Below are 20,166 nucleotides of genomic sequence, written 5' to 3' on the forward strand. Positions count from 1 at the left end.
TTGGTCTGGGTATAACTTTTCCGATGTTTGACTGAAACACTTTTCGAAAGTTGCTCCCCATTTTAGTTTATTTGTTTTCAACTCAGTATGGTAGAATTACCTAATCAATCCGTTCAGTACAACGAAGATAGTATTCGCTCGCTGGATTGGCGCGAGCATATTCGCTTGCGGCCAGGCATGTATATTGGAAAACTCGGCGACGGAGCCGCTGCCGACGATGGGATCTACGTCCTGATCAAAGAAACCATCGATAACTGCATCGATGAGTACGTCATGGGCTTCGGTAAATCCATCGAAGTGCGGGTAAGCGATCATCGGGTCGAGGTGCGCGATTACGGCCGGGGTATTCCGCTGGGAAAAGTGGTCGAAGTCGTCTCCAAAATTAATACCGGCGGCAAATACGATTCCGGCGCTTTCCAGAAATCCGTTGGGTTGAACGGCGTCGGAACGAAGGCTGTGAATGCTCTTTCCAGTTATTTCAGGGTGCAGTCGTTCCGCGATGGACGCACCGTCTGGGCCGAATTTGAACGGGGGCTGCTGCTGCATCAGGGCGAAGAGCCTACCAACGAACGCAACGGGACGCTGATCTGTTTCGAGCCCGACGACACGGTTTTCAAAAATTTTCACTTCATCCCGCAGTTTCTGGAAAATATGATCTGGAACTACTGCTACCTGAATGCGGGGCTGACTGTCGTGTTCAACAAGCAGAAATATCTGTCTCAGAACGGGCTACTCGACCTGCTGCGGGATAAGACCAAAAAAGATGAAGATTCGCTACGCTACCCGATCATTCACCTGAAAGGAAGTGATCTGGAAATTGCCATGACCCACGGCAACCAGTACGGTGAAGAATATTATTCGTTCGTCAATGGGCAATACACCACCCAGGGCGGCACCCACCTGGCGGCCCTGCGCGAAGCCATCGTCAAGACTGTGCGGGAACACTTCGGCAAAGATTATGATCCGGCCGATATCCGTGGGTCGATCATTGCGGCCGTTAGCATCCGGGTACAGGAGCCGGTATTCGAATCACAAACGAAAACCAAACTAGGCTCGATCAACATGTCGCCCGATTCAGAAAGCCAGTCGGTGCGCTCGTTTGTGCTCGATTTCGTGAAAGAGCGTCTGGATAATTTTCTGCATATGAATCCGGCCGTGAAGGATGCCCTCAAAAAGCGCATCGAACAGTCGGAACGGGAGCGGAAGGAACTGGCCGGAATCAAGAAACTGGCAAACGACCGCGCCAAAAAAGCCAGTCTGCACAACAAAAAACTGCGCGACTGCCGCAATCACCTGCCCGACCTGAAAGCCGAAGACCGCTACCAGTCTACATTATTCATTACCGAAGGGGACTCGGCCAGCGGTTCGATCACCAAATCGCGGAACGTACAGTCGCAGGCCGTATTCAGTTTGCGCGGCAAGCCGCTGAACTGTTTCGGGCTGACGAAGAAAGTGGTATACGAAAACGAAGAGTTCAACCTGCTTCAGCATGCACTCGACATCGAAGACGGGCTGGATGGGCTTCGCTACAACCGCATCGTGATCGCGACCGATGCCGATGTAGATGGTATGCACATCCGGCTGCTGATGCTAACGTTCTTTCTGCAGTTTTTCCCCGATCTGGTGCGCAACGGGCATTTGTATATTCTCGAAACACCTCTGTTCCGGGTTCGAAATCCGAAAAATCACAAAGAAACCACCTATTGCTACTCCGACGAGGAAAAGCAGAGTGCAATTGACAAGCTGATGAAGGGTGGCAAAAAAGTCGAAATTACCCGCTTCAAAGGATTAGGTGAGATCTCGCCCGAAGAATTTGGGCTGTTCATTGGCGAAAACATGCGGCTGGAGCCGGTGATTATGGAGAAAGAAACCTCCATTGCCAAGCTGCTCAGTTACTATATGGGCAAAAACACGCCCGACCGGCAGCGGTTTATCATCGATAACCTGCGCATCGAGAAAGATATAGACGAGGCCGCGCTGGTATAAGTTCTTTGGTCGGCAGTCGTCAGTCATTCGTGATTTTAGTCGTTATTTGCAGCATTTTCTGCCACTGGCGACTACTCACAATTGATTGACGACCGCACGGGCGGCCCCGTTTTTATGACTTTAGAATCCCTCCGTAACAACATCGACGCCCTGGATGACCAACTCCTGACCCTGCTCAATCAGCGCATGGAGCTGGTGCGCCAGGTGGGCGAACTCAAACGCTCGACCAACACGGTCATTTACCGTCCCGAACGCGAAAAGCAAATCATCGATCGGTTGCAGGAGCAAAACAACGGCCTGCTCAATCGCCCGGCCATCGAAGCCATTTTTCTGGAAATTTTTGCCGTATCGCGCAACCTCGAATTGCCCGAGCGCGTGGCTTTCCTTGGTCCAGAAGGGAGTTTTACTCACCAGGCCGCCGAAAGCCGGTTTGGAGCGATGAGTGCCTACATGGCTTTGCCTACCATCCGGTCGGTGTTCGAGAGTGTCGAAACGGGGCGGGTACGGTTCGGGGTCGTGCCGATCGAAAACAACCAGGAAGGGGTGGTCAGCGAAGCCATCGACCTGTTGCTGGAGAAAGACCTGACCATTGCGGCCGAAGCGCAGATTCCCGTGCATTTTACCTTCGCCACGAAAGCTGAAAACCTGGCCGACATTACCCACATTTATTCAAAGGATATTGCATTCCGGCAGTGCAGTAAATTCCTCAACGACACCTTCGAAGGCCTCAAAGCGGAGCTGACGCCGGTCGAATCGACGTCGAAAGCAGCCAAACTCGCGGCTCAGAATCCGAACACGGCAGCCGTCTGCTCGCACATTGCGGCTAAGTTATTCGACGTGCCGGTACTCTTCGACAACATTGAAGACAGTGACCTGAACCGGACCCGCTTCCTGATCCTGGCGAAGAACTTCGTGAATCAACCCAGCGGGCGCGACAAAACCACGCTCATTGCGCGGCTGCCCAATACTGAATCGCCGGGCGTGCTGGCCGAATTTCTGCAGGAGTTCAACGCCCGCAGCATTAACCTGACCAAAATCGAAAGCCGGCCCCTGCGCGAAGGCGCTACATTCCGCTACTGGTTTTTGCTCGAATGCGAAGGCCACGCCAGCGATCCGGATTTGCAGGAGATTTTGAATCACCACGCGGCCGAGGTCAAGCTGTTGGGAAGTTACGTGCGGGTTGCATAGGGGCAAGGGCCCTGGGGGTTAGGCACTGATACTATAGCTAAAACGGTTATCCACATAAATGACTACGTCTGTTCATCAGTCGGCCCGCGTAAACCCCGAGCTGCACGTATTGCTGTTGCTGGCTCTCTTCTACGGATTCACTGCCATTTACATCCCGAAGGGCGGAGAAGATATCGGGTTCTGGATTCAATGGGCTCTGTATATTCAGGAACACGGCATTGCCCATATTTATGATCTATATACCCACCCGGTACCGGGCCAGCCGCCGAGTTTCCTGTATGGACCGTATTTTATGTACGTGCTGTATTTTTTCGAGCGCTGGCAGGGGTCCGTTGGGCAGATTTTAGAGAATATTCATAAGCTCAAGTTCATCGTCCTTGTTTTCGACATGGTTGGCATCTGGTACGCGCTGCGTTTCGTGCGCACGGAAGCTAACCGACCCTTCTACGCTTTATTCCTGATCTTCAATATTGGTTTGCTGTATAACACCATCACCTGGGGGCAGATCGATTCGACGATTACCTGCTTTACGCTGATGGCGGTGTATTATGCCTTACGCGGCCGGGTAGCCTGGAGCGCTGTCTGGTTCGTCATCGCGTTTATGATCAAGCCACAACCGATTGTGTTTCTGCCAATTCTGATGCTGCTCTGGTGGCCCACGATCGTCAGGCAACCGCTACGAACTACGCTGGTCGGCCTGCTGGGCGTTGGGTTCAGCGTCTTCATACCGATGATTCCGTTCATCCAGGCAGGAACGGTCATCGATTACCTGGCTATGCTGAAAGCTTCGCTGGATATCTATCCGGTCGTTTCCGTAAACGCCGGGAATGTCTGGAACTTTCTGCTGGAGGGTAATCTGAATACCCGTTCCGATAAACTGGTCTGGTTTGGGATGAACTACAAACACTGGGGGCTGTTGATGTTCGCGGTGAGTTACCTGGTGATTCTGTTTCCAATGATTCGTCAGTTCTTTCAGATAGGACGTGGCCAACGGACGCAGTATGATACCTCGACCATACTCCTGATTTCCGGATTGGCTCCGATTGCATTTTATTTCTTCAATACACAGATGCACGAACGATACGCGCATCCGAGCGTATTGATGCTGGCTGCCTATGCTTTCTCATCAGGCGATTTCGTTCCTTACGTGATAGCGTCGGTGGGTAACTTCGTGGTCATGGAAAAACACCTCAGGCTTTTTATCATCCGGCGGATTGGAGACCTCATCAGTCTCGAACAGGTGGCCATGATCTTTTCGGTGGTGCTGGTCTGGGGCGTCGTTCAATTGTATCGACAGAAACCAGCCATCAGGACCGAAACGGCGGTAACGTAATTGTGCCGAAAGCAAGCTTCAACGGTAGCCGTTACAAAGACGTCTTCAGAACGGAAACCTTTCGGCGGCACACCGGCTTTTACTGATAATCACTGCAGAAACAATGGATACGAACGAAAAAACCGATAAGATCGTCGAAGCCCGGATGAAACTCAAACGTCGCTTTGAGGAGAAAATGGCGCAGACACCTTCAATGACCGACGAGAAACCACGGGGCACCGGTCCAACGAACCGACATGGTATGCCAGCGGTTCCGGTTGGGCAGACCGTTACGGCCAAATGGCCCGTGCTGGATTTAGGCTATCAGCCCGCCATTCCGCTGGACAAGTGGCAGCTTAACATCGACGGAGCCGTAAATCAGCCCGTCCGGCTCAAATGGGAGGATCTGATGGCCTTACCACAGGTGGAAGATACCAGCGATTTTCACTGTGTGACGACCTGGTCCCGGCTGAATGTTCCCTGGGTGGGGGTCCGGTTTATGGACCTGGCCGCGCTGGTCGATCCGCAGGAATCAGCGACGCACATCATGTGCTACGGCTATGATGGGTATTCGACCAACGTTTCGCTCGAAGAAGCGCTCAAACCCGATGTGCTGCTCGTCCATACAGCCGACGGCCAACCCTTATCGCGCGAACACGGCGGGCCGTTGCGGATGATCACCCCGCAGCTTTATGCCTGGAAAGGCTCCAAATGGATCAAACGCATCGAGTTCCTGACGAAAAATCAACTGGGTTTTTGGGAAGAGCGGGGGTATTCGAACACCGCCTACCCCTGGCGCAACGACCGGTATTCCTAGGAGAGCCGCCATCCTTAGCGGCTCATGAGCGTCAGCAATCAACCGTTGGCAACATACCATCCGTCATGAGCCGCTAAGGGTTGCGACTCTACGATTCGATAAACCCGTAGCACAGCATGTGGCAGATGGTCATCTGGGCATCTTCGACGCGGCCGTAGTGTTCATCATCGATGACGATGGATTCGGTAGCCAGCTCGGCCAGTTTGCCCCGCTTGCCACCGACGAGGGCGATAGTCGTCAGCCCGTTCGTATTGGCCCATTCCACGGCTTTGACGAGGTTAGGCGAATTGCCGCTGACGCTCAGTGTCAGCACCAGATCGCCGGGACGGGCATAGTTCTGAAGCTGGCGTAGGTACACGTCTTCGTAAGCGTAATCATTACCGATCGCCGTTATCCAGGATAGGTTTTCGTTCAGCGAAAGACACCGGAACCGCTTGCCCATTCGGTCGGATGCGCTCTTGCCCAGGTCGGTGATGAAATGGGAGACATTGGATGCGCTTCCGCCGTTGCCGAAAGCGAACAGCTGGCGGTCTTCTTCCCAGCATTGGCGAATGAGTTGGATAAGGTGCTCGACCCGATCGAGGGGAATGGCGTCGTACGCTTTTTTCTGCCGGTCAATATAATTCTGAAAATAAGCCTGGTTCATAGGGAATTAGAAAAATAGAAAGTTGTCGGAATAATTTTGGCGGAGATAATCAGCCACAGACAGAAAAACCATCAGCTATTCTTCACCAGTTCCAGCGCTCCAACCGGCACCGCATCTTCGCCCAGCTTAGCCAGCAGAACGATCGGTGCGGGTTGGAAGGCCTTCATGACAAAACGGGGCAGTGCCTGCCGAACAGCGGCTCGCAAAGGCTCTCCAATGAGCGATAAACCACCGCCCAGTACGATAGCGTCCGGATGAAACAGGTGCGTCACGTGCGAAAGGCCGAGCGCCAGCACCGAGCCGATCTGCTCGATCAGCATGCGGGCCACCGGGTCGCCCGCTTCGTAAGCAGGGTGCAGAAACCGGGCCAGTCCGGCCGCTTTTGGTTTCGATTCGTCCGGTTCACCCGAATCGCCTTGGGCGACGGCCTCCTGTACCGCAATCCGGAGGGCGGAATCGTCGGGGAGTTGCGGAAGGAGCGTATAGATTTGCTGGTCGACTGCCCAGCCCGATATAGTCTGCTCGATCGTCTGCCCAGGCGAGGAATCGCTCGGCGGTACCAGCCACAGATGCCCGATTTCGGCTTCACCCGGCAGCGCGCCGTGATATAGCTGCCGATCGACCACCATACCGCCACCGACCCCACTACCGAGAGTAATGTAAAATACGTTCTTAAACCCCGAAGCGACTCCCTGAAGTGCTTCGCCAAGAGCGGCCACGTTGGCGTCATTTTCGACCCGAACCAGCGCCCCCGGAACCTGCTGCCGGAGCCAGTCAGCCAGCTCGAAGCCCGACCAGCCGCCAATCTGATGCGATGTGGCAATGCGGCCGGTTTGCCAGTCGACCGGCCCCCCGAACCCAACACCGATAGCCTGCGGGGACTCGGATAGTTGCTGAAGCGTAGTGGCGATGTGGGCCAGAATACCGGCTGCGCCCTGCGCGCGATCGACTGTATAGCGAAAGCGTCGGGCAATCTGGCCGGTAGTGGTGTTGGTAACTAACTGTAATTTGGTTCCGCCAATTTCAATACCAAGATTCATGAATTCGATAGCACCGATGAGGGCACGGGTCGGGTGGAGGACAAGTGTTCGGAAACCTCCACGGATTCGGGTCTGGTTGACGAATTGGGTAACAGATTGACGGTATCGTCAATAATAAATTCAGGGCGGCCTTTGATTTCGTTAAAAATACTGCTCAGGTATTCGCCCAGAATGCCAATTGTCATCATTTGAACACCGCCGAAAAATACGACAATAATCAATGTCGACGACCAGCCGTGCACAAGTTCATCGGGTTTAAATACCATGATATAGAATACCCACACCGACAGCAACAGCCCCACCAGCACGGCGGTTATACCCAGTGACGACGCAATGCGCAGCGGTTTGTTGCTGAAATACAGCAGACTGGTTCGTGCGAAGCGTAGCATTTTACTCAGTGGATATTTCGTTTCGCCCGCAAATCGTTCACTCCGCTCATAGCTAATCGGCTCCTGCCGGAACCCAACCCAGGTAATCAGCCCGCGAATGTATTTGTTTCGTTCGGGGAGTCGGTTGAAGGCGTCGATGACTTTGCGGTCGATCAGGCGGAAATCGCCCGTATCGAGTGGTAAAGGCACTTCCGAAAGGTAATTGATCGTACGATAGAACAGCTTGGAGGTCAATTTCTTAAAGGGTGTCTCACCCTGTCGGCTTTTCCTGACGGCATAGACGACATTGCAGGCTTTCGTCAGGTACACGTCGACCATATCCGGAATCAGCTCGGGCGGGTCCTGCAGGTCGGCGTCGATGATAACCGCCAGCTCACCCGAACACTGGGAAAGACCGGCCGACACGGCGGGCTGGTGACCGAAATTACGGGAAAATGACAGAATCTTCAGGTGTGGATCATGCAAAGCAAGTCGCTGCAGAATAGACAGCGTAGCATCCTTACTGCCATCATTGACAAAGAGTAATTCGTACTGCCGAAAATGGGTCTTCATGACCATCGTCAGCCGTCGGTAAGACTCCTCAATGACCTGTTGCTCGTTGTAGCATGGTATGATAACCGATGTATAATGAGTGTACATGGGGTTTCTTAGGATTATCAAATATATTGAAATCAATCACTAATCAATGCCCTAACTTGAGTAAACGGTTAATACTGATACGTTTGACAGGAAGAATGTTTCAATCGAAACAGGGTCAGACGCCCTGATGTATGCGTTTCGGCAATGGCGTCGGCGGGAATGTGGAGCCGGACGAACCCCGCATCGTCCGACAGAATATAGTTGTAACAGAAGGGCCGCTGTGCATTGGGCAGCTTCGCGTATTCGCGGGCGTAGCGGATATACGCCATACCGACCGGATGCTCCCGGTGCTGGTTGAGGGCACTCCAGTAATGATAAAAACCTGAATCGCCGACGGGGAAAAAACCGATGTTCTGCGCATCCGGTCCGATATGAGCCAGTAGAGGAGCGAAGGCATCGTAGTTTGACTGGTGGTTGGCAAAATAGGCCTGCGTACGGCTTTCAAACAGAATACTTTCTTCTTTGTCGTGTCGAAAATAATCCATCGAATCGAGCTTATCAAAAACCGCCGACCGGTCGCTATATCCGTACGATTGCCGCAGGGACAGACAATAGGGTGTCTCGATCGATTCGTAATAGGGCTGCAACACCCCATAAAACCGTTGCCGTTGCGACTCGCTGGAGGAACAGATATAGCGTGGCACATGAGCCAGCACCCGCTGGGCCAGGTAGCGGATCGGGATGATCATCTTGCTGGGGTTACCCAGCACGACCAGCAGTGACAGAACGTACAGCACCAGAGCCAGAAAAAAGCCCGTACGCTTCAGAACGGCTTCGTAGGTGTAGGCAATAGAAACGCAGCCAAGAGCGAAAAAGGGCATGTGAACCCGCGAACTGAACAACTGAAATTTAAAGACGCTACTATAAAGCACAAACCCGATAAGCGCCATCCCAAACAACAGCTTGGCCGGTCCGTGCCCGCGTCGGGTAAACAGAATTACGGCCATGATGAGCAGCAGGAAGAAATGGATCGTGTTGGGAGCCATATCTTCCTGCATCGAAAACCGAACGTGAAACCGATCCTTACTGATCGCCGGTTCTTCGAGTTTTACCCCCATCAGGCGGTGAGCACGCACGACGAGCGAGTCCATCTGCTGGTTGTACGGCAGATAGGGAGCCCCGACATGCAGCCCCGCGTTTTTGATGACGTTGGAAATGGAATAGGGAATAGAAAATTTGTCGACCGGAATTTTTTCAGTCGCCAGTCGGGAAGTATCTGTCGGACTCAGAATAGCCCCGAAAATGGCGTAGTTGCGCGCGAAGAAAGGGCCGAAAACCAGACAAAAAAGCAGCACGGCCCCGGCCAGAGTGACCAGCCCATATTGAAAACCCTGCCGACGAAGAATCTGAATGGCGAAATAAAGGACAAAGGGCAGGGCAAAAAACAGAACCGGGTATTTGGTAAAGCTGCCAAAGACCAGCGAGAGCAGACAACAGGCCAGGATGTACCAGACCGGCTGCCGAAGAAACTGATAGCCGAACAGCACAAAGCCAAGAAAGAAGAAACAGGCGACGTAATCATTCTGGGTCGTTGTGCTTTCGAACAGACCGATGGGCAGGCACGCCATCAGAATCCCCGCCAGCAGTTGGCCCCGATACGTCAGTCCCAGCTGCTTTGCCAGCAGACTGACGCTCAGCACCGACCCGAGCATGGCCCCGTACTGAATTACATTCGCCAATTGATCCGACCCCACGAGCAGAAACGTGTGCAGAACCAGGTATTCGGCAAACACGTTGTGGTATAACTGCTGGATGTGCATCGTGGGAAAATGATCCAGATTCTGATCGCTGAGCCAATACAGCACCCGCGTCAGGTGGTACATGTGCGAGTCGTAATTGTTCGGAGGAGCCAGCACCGCCAGCATCAGCAAGGGCAGGATGAGCAGAACGACGCCGGTATAGAGGAGAAAGCGGGACCGCCCATCGATACCCGTCAGCCGCAAAACGCCCAGCAACTCCCGGGTGATTTTTGCCAGGCCAGCCCAGCCACCGGCCGAGCGGAACAGCCAGCCGCAGGCGGCCATCGCCATCACCAGCCAGTAAAGCCTGGCTGTAAGGGGTGTGATGAGGTTGAAGGGAGAGAAGAGTTCGTTATAGGTAAAAATAAGTAACCCGTGCAGGATCAGGGTCTGGACGAAGGCGATTCGAATGGCCGTGTAGGGTCCGCTTCGGATTCTGTAATGAATGAACAGGCTCAGCGCACAGGCTTTGCAGGAGACAAGTAAAAGCAGGAAGTACATGGTGGGGTAGGTAAAAGAGAGGAGGGTGGAGAGCGGGAATCAGCGGGGAGCAGCCCGTTTCATCGTCGCGCGACCGAGGTAGATTTCATCGCCTTTGAGGTTAATGGTTGAATAAAAAGCGTACCCATTATTCACGTAGCGCAGCATGACCCGGCTTTTCTGGCCCGGTTGGGCGTACGCTTTCGTGGCCGCCACCAGAATCTGATTCCCATTTACGATCGCCCGTACGAACGGCAAATCCCGGGTTTTGAGTTGGTTGGCATTGTAGGTAAACCAGGTTTTGCCGCCGTCGTATGAGCATTCGGTGGCTTCGTTCAGGTACGTTTCTTTCCCGTCGAACAGGTCTTTGTGGTGGCCGAACAGCCGCCAGAGCCCGTGGATGTAATGTTCGTAGCAGGCATAATTCCGGTCGTTGCCCGTGCCCTGCATGTTGGGGTCGGTAGGGGCGGGCTGATCAGGCGTCAATTCATTATGGTCATCCCAGAACAGAGCACCATAGGCTCCGGTGAACCAGTAGAAAATAGCCATACCTTCGGCTATGGCGGGGGGCGCGGGGTGTTCGGCTTTGGCACTTTTGGGAAACTCGGCATTCTGGGTGTTGAACAGCCACTGCCAGGCAATCCGCTTTTTCGGCGACAGTTTCAGGTTGACTTCCTGCTCACCCAGCAGGGCCGCCAGCCAGTGACGATCGCCGTTGAGAACGTGCCGCGACGAATAATCCAGTTCGGGGTACAGGTAGTAGGTACCCGGCATGTAAAAGTCGGCGTAGTCGGCAATGGATTTACCGAGGATATCGTCGGGCATGCCACGTTGCCGACTGTCGGCCGTATGTTTGGCGGGCAAGGTGCAGAGCACATCGGCTTTGGCGGTATAGTCCTGCGCTTTGCAGAAACCGAAGCTGTTGTGGGGCGAGGGGTCGATGGAACCAAGTTCAGTCTGCGGGCTGGAACTTTCCTTGATGGTTTTCAGCATGAAGGTGTACAGATTCGCCTGCTCCTGTTCATCGTGAATCCAGTAATTATTTTCGATATCCAGCACGATGGTACCAAAGGTGCTGGCCCACCCGGTCGATGGGCAATCACCAAAGCCGATGCAGCCGCCTTTCAGTTCGACGCAGGCCTGGTAGAGGTTATTGCGGTTCAGGGCATCGTGTACCGTGGTTTTATAGATCACGTCCGACGCCTTGCTGTTGTCACCGGCCCAGGCCAGTTGAAAGCCGTCCCGGAAGTAATTCTGGTAAATGATGGACGACCGCTGGCTGATAGCCAGCTTGCTTTTCCAGCCCACCGGGGGGGCATCGTCGTGCCAGATTTCAACGTCCGGCACCATCCGGCTTTTATCGACCGCCGAAAAGCCGCGCCGGAACAATTTCGCCCGATCCTGCTGAACGAACAGGTTACGACCTGCGCCGTTGAAAATGATTTTTTTGGTGTTCGGCAGGTCGAAGTCGCCAACCACGTCGATGTTGTAATAGCCTTTGCGGGTAGTGGGCGTAAACGTCGAGCGGGGAGTAGGTACCAGAGCGGTCTGCGTCGGCAATGGCCCCTGCAATTCGACGGCTACCGGCGTAGGCGGAATACGCTGCCAGAACCAGAGGCCAGCACCCGTCAGACCTGTCGCAACCAAAACGGCAATCAATTTCATAGCTAACTTCACGGTGGGATGGGATTATCATGAATCGTACTCTTCGACAGGCTTGAGCGGTAGTAGCGCGGACGGTCAGCCGCGCTACTACCGCTCAAGCCTGCATGCTTTATTCATCGATATAACGCTTTGTAATGGGCTGGTACGAGTCGATGCGTCGATCGCGGAAATAAGGCCAAGTCGTGCGGTATTTTTCCGACAAAGCCAGGTCGACGGTCTGTACGTGAACCAGTTCCTGATCATGCGGGGCTAGGTACAGCAGCGAACCGAACGGATTGGTTACGAACGAGCCACCCCAGAACTGCTGGTCAGCCTCGCGCCCTACCCGGTTGACGGCCACCACGTGAACGCCATTGGCAATAGCGTGGCTGCGCTGGATGGTCTGCCAGGCGTTGTACTGCTCCTCGTTTTGTTTCGGATCGGGTTCATTGGTATCCCAGCCGATAGCCGTCGGGTAAAAAAGAATTTCGGCACCCATCAGCGACGTGATCCGGGCGGCTTCGGGATACCACTGGTCCCAGCAGATCAGCACGCCAATTCGGGCAAACTTGGTGTCGAACACTTTGTAGCCCAGATCGCCAGGGGTGAAGTAAAACTTCTCGTAATAACCCGGATCGTCCGGAATGTGCATTTTTCGGTACTTACCCAGGTAGGCCCCGTCAGCGTCCAGAACCGCTGTTGTGTTATGATACAACCCCTGCGCCCGCTTCTCGAACAGCGATGCTACGATCACGACGCCCAGCTCGCCCGCCAGGGCGCCCAGCCGCTCGGTAGTAGGACCGGGTATGGCTTCGGCTAAACTGAAATTATGATGATCTTCGATGTCGCAGAAATACAGCGACGTAAACAGTTCCTGCAAGCAGACAATCTGAGCGCCTTTCTGAGCTGCTTCCCGGATGCCACTGATGGCTTTCTGAATGTTGGCCTCGACATCTGCCGAGCAGCTCATTTGCACTAAACCGATATTGACCTTTTTAGACATGTGACAAAAATAGGAGGTTCCGGAGTTACAACCCGTATTCTCAACAAAAAAGCTTGCCGGGTGGGTTCTCAGGAAAAGGGTTTGAGTTTACGGTTAGATGTTCGTAGTTTGTTGCGCTGATGCGAGCGCTAAACCCCGAATGATATCTGTAAGACAATGGCTAATCTAATGACCTCCCGTAGAAATTTCCTGCATACGGCCGCCCTGACGAGCGCGGCTCTGACCATTTCGCCCAACGTACTCTGGTCGGCTACGCGCCCGGCGAAAGACCGACTGGGCGTGGCCCTGGTGGGGCTGGGTTATTATAGTACCGATCTGCTGGCACCAGCCCTGCAAAAAACTAAAAACTGCTACCTCGCCGGTATCGTAACCGGCACCCCGGCCAAAGCCGAGAAATGGAAAAAGCAGTACAACATTCCCGACAAGAACATTTACTCCTACCAGACCTTCGATCAGATCGCCAACAACCCGGATATCGACGTAGTCTATGTGGTGCTGCCGCCGTCCATGCACGAGGAATACGTGGTTCGGGCGGCTAAAGCGGGTAAACACGTCTGGGTCGAAAAGCCGATGGCCGTCACGACCAAAGAATGCCAGAACATGATCGACACCTGCGCCAAAAACAAAGTGTCGCTGGCGGTTGGCTACCGGCTGCATCACGAACCCAATACCCAGGAGTGGGTTAAAGGACTACGCGACGGAAAAATTGGTAAGATCCAGATGGTCAGCTGCTCGGCGGCTTATTATGACCAGCGTACGGACCACTGGAAGCAGAAGAAAGAGATGGGCGGGGGTGTCATGTACGACATGGGTGTTTATGTGCTGCAAGGCGCCCGACTGGCAACGGGCGAAGAACCCATTGCGGTTACGGCGCAACAGTATACCTCCCGGCCGGACGTCTACAAAAACGGTCTCGACGAAACGTCGATGGCGCAGCTGGTTTTTCCGAGCGGGGCGCGGGCGGCCGTACAGAGCAGCTACGGCATGAACATGAACTACCTGGACGTGACGGGCTCGAAAGGAACCCTGCGCGTAGAACCTTATTCGGCTTATAACGGTCAGCGGGGAATGTGGAACGGAGGGGCAAAAATCGAACACCCCTACGAAGTTCCCATGCAGCAGACGCTGCAGATGGATGACGATGCCGCATCGATCATGAACAAAAAACCGATGCTTGTACCGGGGGAAGAAGGCCTGCGCGACATCCGGGTGGTAGAAGCTATCTACGCAGCTGCCAAGTCGGGAAAGGAAGTAAAGATTAGTTAAAAATTTTGCTAGCCTTTGCTCCGAAAAGTGGCCTGGTGTGTAAGGACTTATCGAAGCTATGTTTTAGTTGTATTCTATAGTTGTTTGAATTGTGATATATAAAGTCAGATGGGGGATTTGGCAGGCCGGTCGCTTTTTAGTTACTTCGCCTGTCAACCCCGTCTGTGTATGCAACCCTCCGACTTTACGAACCTGTCTGCCGACCAGCAGCTCGATACCCTTTACTTCTCGGGTGACATCCTCGCCAACCGCTACGAAGGCGAACATATTTTCCTGCTTTATAACCTCCGCGATTTCTACGTCGAACTTCGGTACGACGCTTACAACAACGCGCTCCGTCAGGTGACGGCCTTCCGGGATACAAATCACCTGGAGCCGTATCTGCCGTATTTGAACTAAACAAGCTATCTGCTCGGCTGATTGATTTACTTATACCCGTGTGGGGCCGGTTTACTCATGTAGTTGTCTGTGCAGATCTCGCCCGGCCCGAACGATGATTTCGACAATGTCGGCTATGTCCTCTTTTGATGTCCTGAAGTTGACGATACAGGCTCGCAGGCAGTACGCTCCACCAACAACCGCGTTCGACAAAAATGCCTGTCCACCCTGCTGGAGGTCATTCAATAACGCTTCATTCAACCGATTCAGGTAGGCCTCCCGTTCCGGCGCAGGTATCACCGTGGGAGGAATATAGCGGAGTGTCGTGATGCTTAGATGCTGCGTAACGGCCTCCAGTTCGGCATGGTTACTGGCCAACTCGAACAGTAGTCTGGCCAGGGCAATATCCTCACCGATCATCTGTCGGTAACCCCGTCGGCCAACCTGTTGCAGGCCAAGCCATACTTTCAGCGCTCGGAAGCCGCGTGAATTCTGAAAACCATATTCATAATAATTTAGCGTCGCCCCTTCGTCTGGACTCGAAAAGTTGTAATAGACCGGATGCGAGCTGTAGGTCTCCAGCAAATGATTCGGATTTTTGACTAATGTACAGCCCGCTTCCAAAGGGCTGTATAGCCATTTGTGCGGGTCCAGGGCAATAGAATCAGCTTCCTGAATGCCTTCGAATACTTCGTTCAGCTCTGGAATGACGGCTGCCGGAATTCCGTAAGCACCGTCGATATGAAACCATAAGTCATACGTCTTACATATAGAAGCAATACCGTTCAGATCATCGACAACCCCCGTACTGACATTGCCGGCGGTTCCGATGACCATCATGGGCTGGTATCCTTCGCCAATATCCTCCCTGATGGTTTGCTCCAGAACGGTGTTATTCATTTTATTGTCGCTGCCGGTCTCAATCCAACGGATGGCATTAGCACCAAGACCAAATAAAATGGCCGCTTTTTCAATCCAGGTATGGGTTGTTTTGGAGCAGTAAACCAGCAGGCGCCGGGATGTAGCGGCTATTCCCTCTTCTTTTATGGCTTTGGGTGCCTTAGCGGTTCGGGCCGCGATAAACGCGGTGAAGTTGGCCATATTCCCACCACTGACCAGCAGACCACCGTAAGTCGGCGAAACACCGATCAATTCGGCCAGCCACCGAATGGTCTGTTTTTCGATTTCGGTAGCCATAGGACTCAGTACATTGGCACCTACATTCGGGTTTACGGTCGCAGCCAGCAAATCTGCCAGCGCGCCGATGGGTGCGGGCGAGGAGGTAATGTAGCCCAGGAATTTAGGGTGCCCGTTAAACAGCGAATGACTGAACAGCAGATCTGTAGCGGTTGCCAGAATGTCAGCCGGAGCCGTTCCGTCTTCGGGTAGGGATCGATTGCCAAGAAGCGTTTGTAACTGCCCGGGCGACTTGCCCGTCGTTACGGGTTTTTCCGGCAGGGCTTCCATAAAATCGGCAACGGCATCAATAAGCTGATAGCCAATTTTCCGGAATTCATCGGTCGGAATTTGAATGGGAGTCTCACGGGGCGTTGCCATACTGTTGTCTCGCTTACTGGAAATTAAATAAACGATACAATTCCGTGTCAACTCAATATGGTTTATTGATCGGTCTTACAATCACTGCCTGTAAGCCTTCCGATGCGCCGACAGCGCCAGCCATAAACAACGTCCGATGGTAATTTTTATCTTCAGAGAGTCGCTTTTCGGAAGCTCCAGCTCAGATTCCCAATGTCTGCCGTACCCGGTCGAGCCAGATGGCCCGCCCTTCGCAGGTCCAGTGCGTGTCGCTCTTCAGATAAACCGCCGAAGCGTTCTGGCGGAAAGCGTCGTAAGTATTGATGACCGGAACCCGTAGGGTAGGATCGGTCTGAATCCGTTCGATCAGGTGATTGTAAGCACCCCGGTTCGGTTCCAGAATGCTGGCTTTATTCGGAATCAGGGACAGATAAACCGCGTCAAAACCGAGTTTTCGGTACTGGTCGGCGGTGGCATTGATGTGGGCAACCAACTTACTGACTTCCTGATCGCTCAGGGGCGAAAACGACGAATTGAGCACTTTAGCCTTCGTCGTGTCGGTGTCGGAATGAAGAAAAACATGCCGCCGATCGTTCGATAGGCTGACGCTGGTATAGGCGCGACCGAACCAGTCGAGTGTGAGTTTCGCTTTTAGTTCCTTCACCCAGAACGCCCAGTCGCGGCTGAACAGCGCCGATTCGAGTCGCTCTTCGACGTCGGTTCTATGGAAATCGGCATAGATTCGTTTGTACCAGGCCGGGCGCGGAGTGGGTGTCTGGCTGGTGTCGGCTTCTACTACAAATTCGGTAACCGGCCGGGCAAAATGCTCGCGGACGTGCCGCTCTACTGACTCGATCAGCAGCACGTTTCGTTTGGTCGGATCAAGCTGAATGCGCTCTGGCCTCTCCCAGGCAACCCGATCGAAATGACTGACCCGAAAATCGGATTGACCCAGCCGCTGGGGTTCTGAAAAGCTGTCGCCGATGAGATAGAGATGCGTAGACGCCGTATCGCTAGACCGGTGCGACGGCGGACATTCGGGTTGCTTTACCTTGAATTGCGGCAGCGTCGAGAGTCGGTATAAATCTCCGAACCGGTAGTCGTCTACGATAACGTTTAGGCTATAAAGCCAGTGAGCCACTGTCGTTGACAAACCCGCTCCCCAGAAAATAAGAGCAATAACTAAAACCAGGTAACGTAAAATGCGCATAGGGCATAGGGGGTAGGGGTAAGGGCAGAGGGCTTAGGGGTAAGGGCAATAACCCCATGCCCTCTGCCCTTACCCCCATGCTATCGAATTCGGATACTGAACAATTGCACGGTTTGTCTGACACCACTGAGCACATAAATTTCATTCGTGCGCTCATCGAACTGCAAAGCTACCGGAAAATCGCCAGGAATGGGGCGGTCGCCGATAACCCCACCGTTCAGGTCATACAGCGTCGTAAAACCACCCGACTTGACGCTAACCACGTCGACCCCGGCGCCGAGCCGATGGTAGCGTACATTGTTCCGACCCGATTGGAGCGCGCGTACATCGAACCGGCGCTCGCCCTGCTGGTCGAGGATGGTTGCTTCGGTATCGGACGTACGTAGCAGCAGCCAGTTGGTTTGCTCTTCGTCTGGCAAAAGCCGGAACGAGGCCCGCCGAACCGGACGGTACAACTGCGTGCGCTGCGCAATCAGTCCGTTGCTATTCAGGGTAAGGAACTGACCTTCATCGGTAATGGTCTGAATTGTCGTCCGGCCAGGCGGTTGAAAGGCAGGCCCGACAAAATGAATTTCGGCTTCCTCTTCGCTCGTCCGTTCGATGCGGGCGGGAAAATGCGGGTATTGTTTCCCGTTTTCATGCCAGTGGTTCAGCACGCCATCGGCCTGAATGGCCAGGATATCCATCCCGCCGGGCGTTGCAATGACCTGAAACGGCAATTGAACCGGTCCTTTATGCGGGGCCGTCATCAGCCGTACGAAAGCGCGTCGCTGCCGGTCCAGTGCGTAGATATGCCCGTCGGTGTGAGCCGCCAGCGCCACCAGGTTGCGTTGCTGACTCCCGCGCGGTCGGGCCAGGAACGACACATCTAAGCCTTTGGGTAGCGGTATCGACTGGAGACTGAGCGTATTTCTGCGCGTAACCGGATCGGCAATATAGAGCGAGCGATCGGTCATGAACAGGTACTGAAGCCGACCGTTGTTTAGAAAATCGACTCCCAAAGCATTGCTACGAATCGGCCCATCCGTACGGCCCTGCACAAGCTGGTTCCCATCCGGAGTCATCAGCATCAACTGCCCGTCGGCATTCTGGGCAAAAAACTGAGTGGCATCAGTGCTCAGGTTGCCCGTGACAATGGGGGCCGACTGAAGCGGGGCAGGCAGGGTCGTTTTTTTCTGTAACAGAACTTTATTCAGAATCGCCTGGCTGGACCGGCGGGTGGTGCGTCCCAGGACTACCGTCGACTGAATATGTTCATTGCCGTAGCTGGCCTGATAGGCCATATTCTCCAGGTTAGCCAACGCCGGACTGCCCGTGGCCGGATCGACCTGGTCGAGCAGGTTTTGCCAGGCCAGTGGCCAGGTAGGCGGAATGGTGGTATGGGCCCGGTTTAGCCGAACGAACGCCGTGAAGTTGGCCGGGCGTAAGGTTGTGTTCAGCAATTCAGCCTGCCGCGGATCGGCGGACCAGATGGCTCCCCGCTGAAGCTGCTGCAAATAATCCTGTAGCGTTTCTTCGCTGCTCGCGACAATCAGGGAGGCCCCGTGCTGGGTAATCCAGCTTTGCGGGAAGCCCGAAAACAGGCTGCTGAACAGCGACGCAGGCAACTCCGGCACGTTGAGCTGTAGCAGTTTATGGCCCAGGTATACTTTGGGCGGAGAGGCTTTGGCCCCAGCCTGAAAAGCCGCCTGCTGAAAAGCGTTGGCCAGTTGTTTGCTATCCTGAGCGGTTAGAATGAATACCTGACGTACGGCTCCCGTCGAGGATTCCAGCCGGCACAACATCAGATCGCTGCCCAGTGACCGGTACAGGGGTTTGGTGGCAGATTGGATCTGGACGAAGCGGTCGCGTAGAAAATCGCTGGAAGCCGAACTCAACAGCCGACTTAAGGACCGACCGAAGCGGGGTGCGTCGCTGATACCGATGTGATACAGCGTAGCCGTGGTTTGTGGAATTAAATAGGCATGCTGAATGCGTCGGGGCGTCTGGTCTGAAAATAGCGCGGCTACGTCGCCCCGGTTGCCGATCTGGTCGGTGGCGTAGCCGATCAGGTGAGAAGGGGAGGCCGACCGGCGAAACTGAAGGGTTAGCTCTTCGGGTAGAAACAGCCGGACCAGCGAGCCCACGTTACTGAATAAGGACTGGAGGACTTCAGGCCGTACCAGCAGTGCGGCCAGGTGATCTGAATTAGCCTGAAACTGGGGTTCCGGCTGGGCGCGTTTGAGCGACTGGTGCATGCGCCGGGCTACGTTTTCCATCAGGATACCCGATACGCTGCCCACCAGAAAACCGTCGGTCAGGATAAACGAACCGACGGGGTCATTCGTCCGGGTGACTAGGTCCAGAATTTTTTCACCGGCGAAGGTGTGGTTCAGCACCCGATACTGACGCGGGTCGGGCCGGGTCAGCCGATCCAGAAACGGCTGGTCGCCGTCCGAAATCGGGATGTAGAAGATAAAGTCGAGGGTGGTTTTAGAAATCGAATGGAGCGAATACCGGACGTTGCGGCCTTTCACGAAACCCAGCACAGTAGCCGTATCGGCGGTGGCATACAGGAACCGGTCGAGCCGCTGGCGGGCTTCGTCGAAAACGGGTATCTGCCGCAACGACATTTCCGTTCGAAGCGCCCGGGCCGAAACCGTATCCTGGAGCCGGTCGCTGGCCAGCACCAGCAAAGCGCCGGGCGGAACCAGCTCGCCAACGGTATAGGTTGCCGGAAAGAGCCGTCGGTAGCCTAACCAGCCACCGACCAGCAGGAGTACCGCACCAATACCGATCCAGAGCGTTCGTTTCATAGTTCGAAAATAGTCAATAGTCGATAGTCGTCAGCCAATAGTCGTTTATGTTTCCTGAACAACTATTGACTGACGACTATCGACTATTGACTCACTCA

At 54.1% G+C, this 20,166-nt stretch carries 15 protein-coding genes; 6 read left to right on the plus strand and 9 right to left on the minus strand.

The features are described from left to right. The first annotated feature begins 87 nt into the window (after positions 1-87). The 4 genes from ACYVC2_RS03990 to ACYVC2_RS04005 all read left to right on the plus strand — a co-directional run bounded on the left by ACYVC2_RS03990 (position 88) and on the right by ACYVC2_RS04005 (position 5,303). A complete protein-coding gene (locus ACYVC2_RS03990) occupies positions 88-1,986 on the plus strand; it encodes a DNA topoisomerase IV subunit B (protein ID WP_461101001.1) in 1,899 nt (632 codons plus the stop codon). 114 nt (positions 1,987-2,100) lie between these two features. After that, positions 2,101-3,174, plus strand: a complete 1,074-nt coding sequence (gene pheA / locus ACYVC2_RS03995; RefSeq protein ID WP_461101002.1) for a prephenate dehydratase — start codon at positions 2,101-2,103, stop codon at positions 3,172-3,174. 58 nt (positions 3,175-3,232) lie between these two features. Further along, positions 3,233-4,507, plus strand: a complete 1,275-nt coding sequence (locus ACYVC2_RS04000) for a glycosyltransferase 87 family protein (protein WP_461101003.1) — start codon at positions 3,233-3,235, stop codon at positions 4,505-4,507. Between the two features lie 103 nt (positions 4,508-4,610). Continuing rightward, the gene (locus tag ACYVC2_RS04005; RefSeq protein ID WP_461101004.1) at positions 4,611-5,303 is read left to right on the plus strand and encodes a molybdopterin-dependent oxidoreductase; all 693 of its coding nucleotides are present in this window, start codon (positions 4,611-4,613) and stop codon (positions 5,301-5,303) included. An 88-nt stretch (positions 5,304-5,391) separates the two neighbouring features. On the opposite strand, the gene ACYVC2_RS04010 is transcribed toward ACYVC2_RS04005, so the two are convergent. From ACYVC2_RS04010 to ACYVC2_RS04035, 6 genes are all read right to left on the minus strand, one after another. Continuing rightward, positions 5,392-5,949, minus strand: coding sequence for a D-sedoheptulose-7-phosphate isomerase (locus ACYVC2_RS04010; RefSeq protein ID WP_461101005.1), 558 nt, complete (start codon positions 5,947-5,949; stop codon positions 5,392-5,394). Between the two features lie 71 nt (positions 5,950-6,020). After that, positions 6,021-6,989, minus strand: a complete 969-nt coding sequence (locus ACYVC2_RS04015; protein ID WP_461101006.1) for an ROK family protein — start codon at positions 6,987-6,989, stop codon at positions 6,021-6,023. Beyond that, a complete protein-coding gene (locus ACYVC2_RS04020) occupies positions 6,986-8,017 on the minus strand; it encodes a glycosyltransferase family 2 protein (RefSeq protein WP_461101007.1) in 1,032 nt (343 codons plus the stop codon). Before ACYVC2_RS04020 ends, ACYVC2_RS04015 begins: the two co-directional genes overlap by 4 nt. Positions 8,018-8,085: 68 nt before the next feature. Then, positions 8,086-10,257 carry a hypothetical protein gene (locus ACYVC2_RS04025; RefSeq protein ID WP_461101008.1) on the minus strand — a complete coding sequence of 724 codons (2,172 nt, stop codon included), beginning with the start codon at positions 10,255-10,257 and terminating at the stop codon, positions 8,086-8,088. A gap of 39 nt (positions 10,258-10,296) precedes the next feature. After that, a complete protein-coding gene (locus ACYVC2_RS04030) occupies positions 10,297-11,901 on the minus strand; it encodes a hypothetical protein (RefSeq protein ID WP_461101009.1) in 1,605 nt (534 codons plus the stop codon). A 109-nt stretch (positions 11,902-12,010) separates the two neighbouring features. Further along, the gene (locus ACYVC2_RS04035; protein WP_461101010.1) at positions 12,011-12,883 is read right to left on the minus strand and encodes a carbon-nitrogen hydrolase; all 873 of its coding nucleotides are present in this window, start codon (positions 12,881-12,883) and stop codon (positions 12,011-12,013) included. A 168-nt stretch (positions 12,884-13,051) separates the two neighbouring features. On the opposite strand from ACYVC2_RS04035, the gene ACYVC2_RS04040 reads away from it, so the two are divergent. Together ACYVC2_RS04040 and ACYVC2_RS04045 are read left to right on the plus strand one after the other, a co-directional pair. Further along, the gene (locus ACYVC2_RS04040; protein ID WP_461101011.1) at positions 13,052-14,149 is read left to right on the plus strand and encodes a Gfo/Idh/MocA family protein; all 1,098 of its coding nucleotides are present in this window, start codon (positions 13,052-13,054) and stop codon (positions 14,147-14,149) included. A gap of 168 nt (positions 14,150-14,317) precedes the next feature. Continuing rightward, positions 14,318-14,548: a hypothetical protein gene (locus ACYVC2_RS04045; protein WP_461101012.1), complete on the plus strand. Its 231-nt coding sequence runs from the start codon at positions 14,318-14,320 to the stop codon at positions 14,546-14,548. A 51-nt stretch (positions 14,549-14,599) separates the two neighbouring features. Here ACYVC2_RS04045 and ACYVC2_RS04050 read toward each other — a convergent pair whose 3' ends face one another. The 3 genes from ACYVC2_RS04050 to ACYVC2_RS04060 form a co-directional block, all read right to left on the minus strand. Beyond that, on the minus strand, positions 14,600-16,084 hold the full coding sequence (locus ACYVC2_RS04050; RefSeq protein ID WP_461101013.1) for a pyridoxal phosphate-dependent decarboxylase family protein: 1,485 nt from the start codon (positions 16,082-16,084) through the stop codon (positions 14,600-14,602). A gap of 181 nt (positions 16,085-16,265) precedes the next feature. After that, on the minus strand, positions 16,266-17,273 hold the full coding sequence (locus ACYVC2_RS04055) for a hypothetical protein (RefSeq protein WP_461101014.1): 1,008 nt from the start codon (positions 17,271-17,273) through the stop codon (positions 16,266-16,268). 80 nt (positions 17,274-17,353) lie between these two features. Next, positions 17,354-20,068: a hypothetical protein gene (locus tag ACYVC2_RS04060; protein WP_461101015.1), complete on the minus strand. Its 2,715-nt coding sequence runs from the start codon at positions 20,066-20,068 to the stop codon at positions 17,354-17,356. Positions 20,069-20,166 lie beyond the last annotated feature (98 nt).

Source organism: Spirosoma koreense (assembly GCF_054777875.1).

Excerpts from the sequence above, each read along its gene's own strand:
- ACYVC2_RS03990 (WP_461101001.1), top strand. The coding sequence starts at position 88 with ATGGTAGAATTACCTAATCAATCCGTTCAGTACAACGAAGATAGTATT.
- pheA (WP_461101002.1), top strand. The coding sequence starts at position 2,101 with ATGACTTTAGAATCCCTCCGTAACAACATCGACGCCCTGGATGACCAA.
- ACYVC2_RS04000 (WP_461101003.1), top strand. The coding sequence starts at position 3,233 with ATGACTACGTCTGTTCATCAGTCGGCCCGCGTAAACCCCGAGCTGCAC.
- ACYVC2_RS04005 (WP_461101004.1), top strand. The coding sequence starts at position 4,611 with ATGGATACGAACGAAAAAACCGATAAGATCGTCGAAGCCCGGATGAAA.
- ACYVC2_RS04010 (WP_461101005.1), bottom strand. The coding sequence starts at position 5,949 with ATGAACCAGGCTTATTTTCAGAATTATATTGACCGGCAGAAAAAAGCG.
- ACYVC2_RS04015 (WP_461101006.1), bottom strand. The coding sequence starts at position 6,989 with ATGAATCTTGGTATTGAAATTGGCGGAACCAAATTACAGTTAGTTACC.
- ACYVC2_RS04020 (WP_461101007.1), bottom strand. The coding sequence starts at position 8,017 with ATGTACACTCATTATACATCGGTTATCATACCATGCTACAACGAGCAA.
- ACYVC2_RS04025 (WP_461101008.1), bottom strand. The coding sequence starts at position 10,257 with ATGTACTTCCTGCTTTTACTTGTCTCCTGCAAAGCCTGTGCGCTGAGC.
- ACYVC2_RS04030 (WP_461101009.1), bottom strand. The coding sequence starts at position 11,901 with ATGAAATTGATTGCCGTTTTGGTTGCGACAGGTCTGACGGGTGCTGGC.
- ACYVC2_RS04035 (WP_461101010.1), bottom strand. The coding sequence starts at position 12,883 with ATGTCTAAAAAGGTCAATATCGGTTTAGTGCAAATGAGCTGCTCGGCA.
- ACYVC2_RS04040 (WP_461101011.1), top strand. The coding sequence starts at position 13,052 with ATGACCTCCCGTAGAAATTTCCTGCATACGGCCGCCCTGACGAGCGCG.
- ACYVC2_RS04045 (WP_461101012.1), top strand. The coding sequence starts at position 14,318 with ATGCAACCCTCCGACTTTACGAACCTGTCTGCCGACCAGCAGCTCGAT.
- ACYVC2_RS04050 (WP_461101013.1), bottom strand. The coding sequence starts at position 16,084 with ATGGCAACGCCCCGTGAGACTCCCATTCAAATTCCGACCGATGAATTC.
- ACYVC2_RS04055 (WP_461101014.1), bottom strand. The coding sequence starts at position 17,273 with ATGCGCATTTTACGTTACCTGGTTTTAGTTATTGCTCTTATTTTCTGG.
- ACYVC2_RS04060 (WP_461101015.1), bottom strand. The coding sequence starts at position 20,068 with ATGAAACGAACGCTCTGGATCGGTATTGGTGCGGTACTCCTGCTGGTC.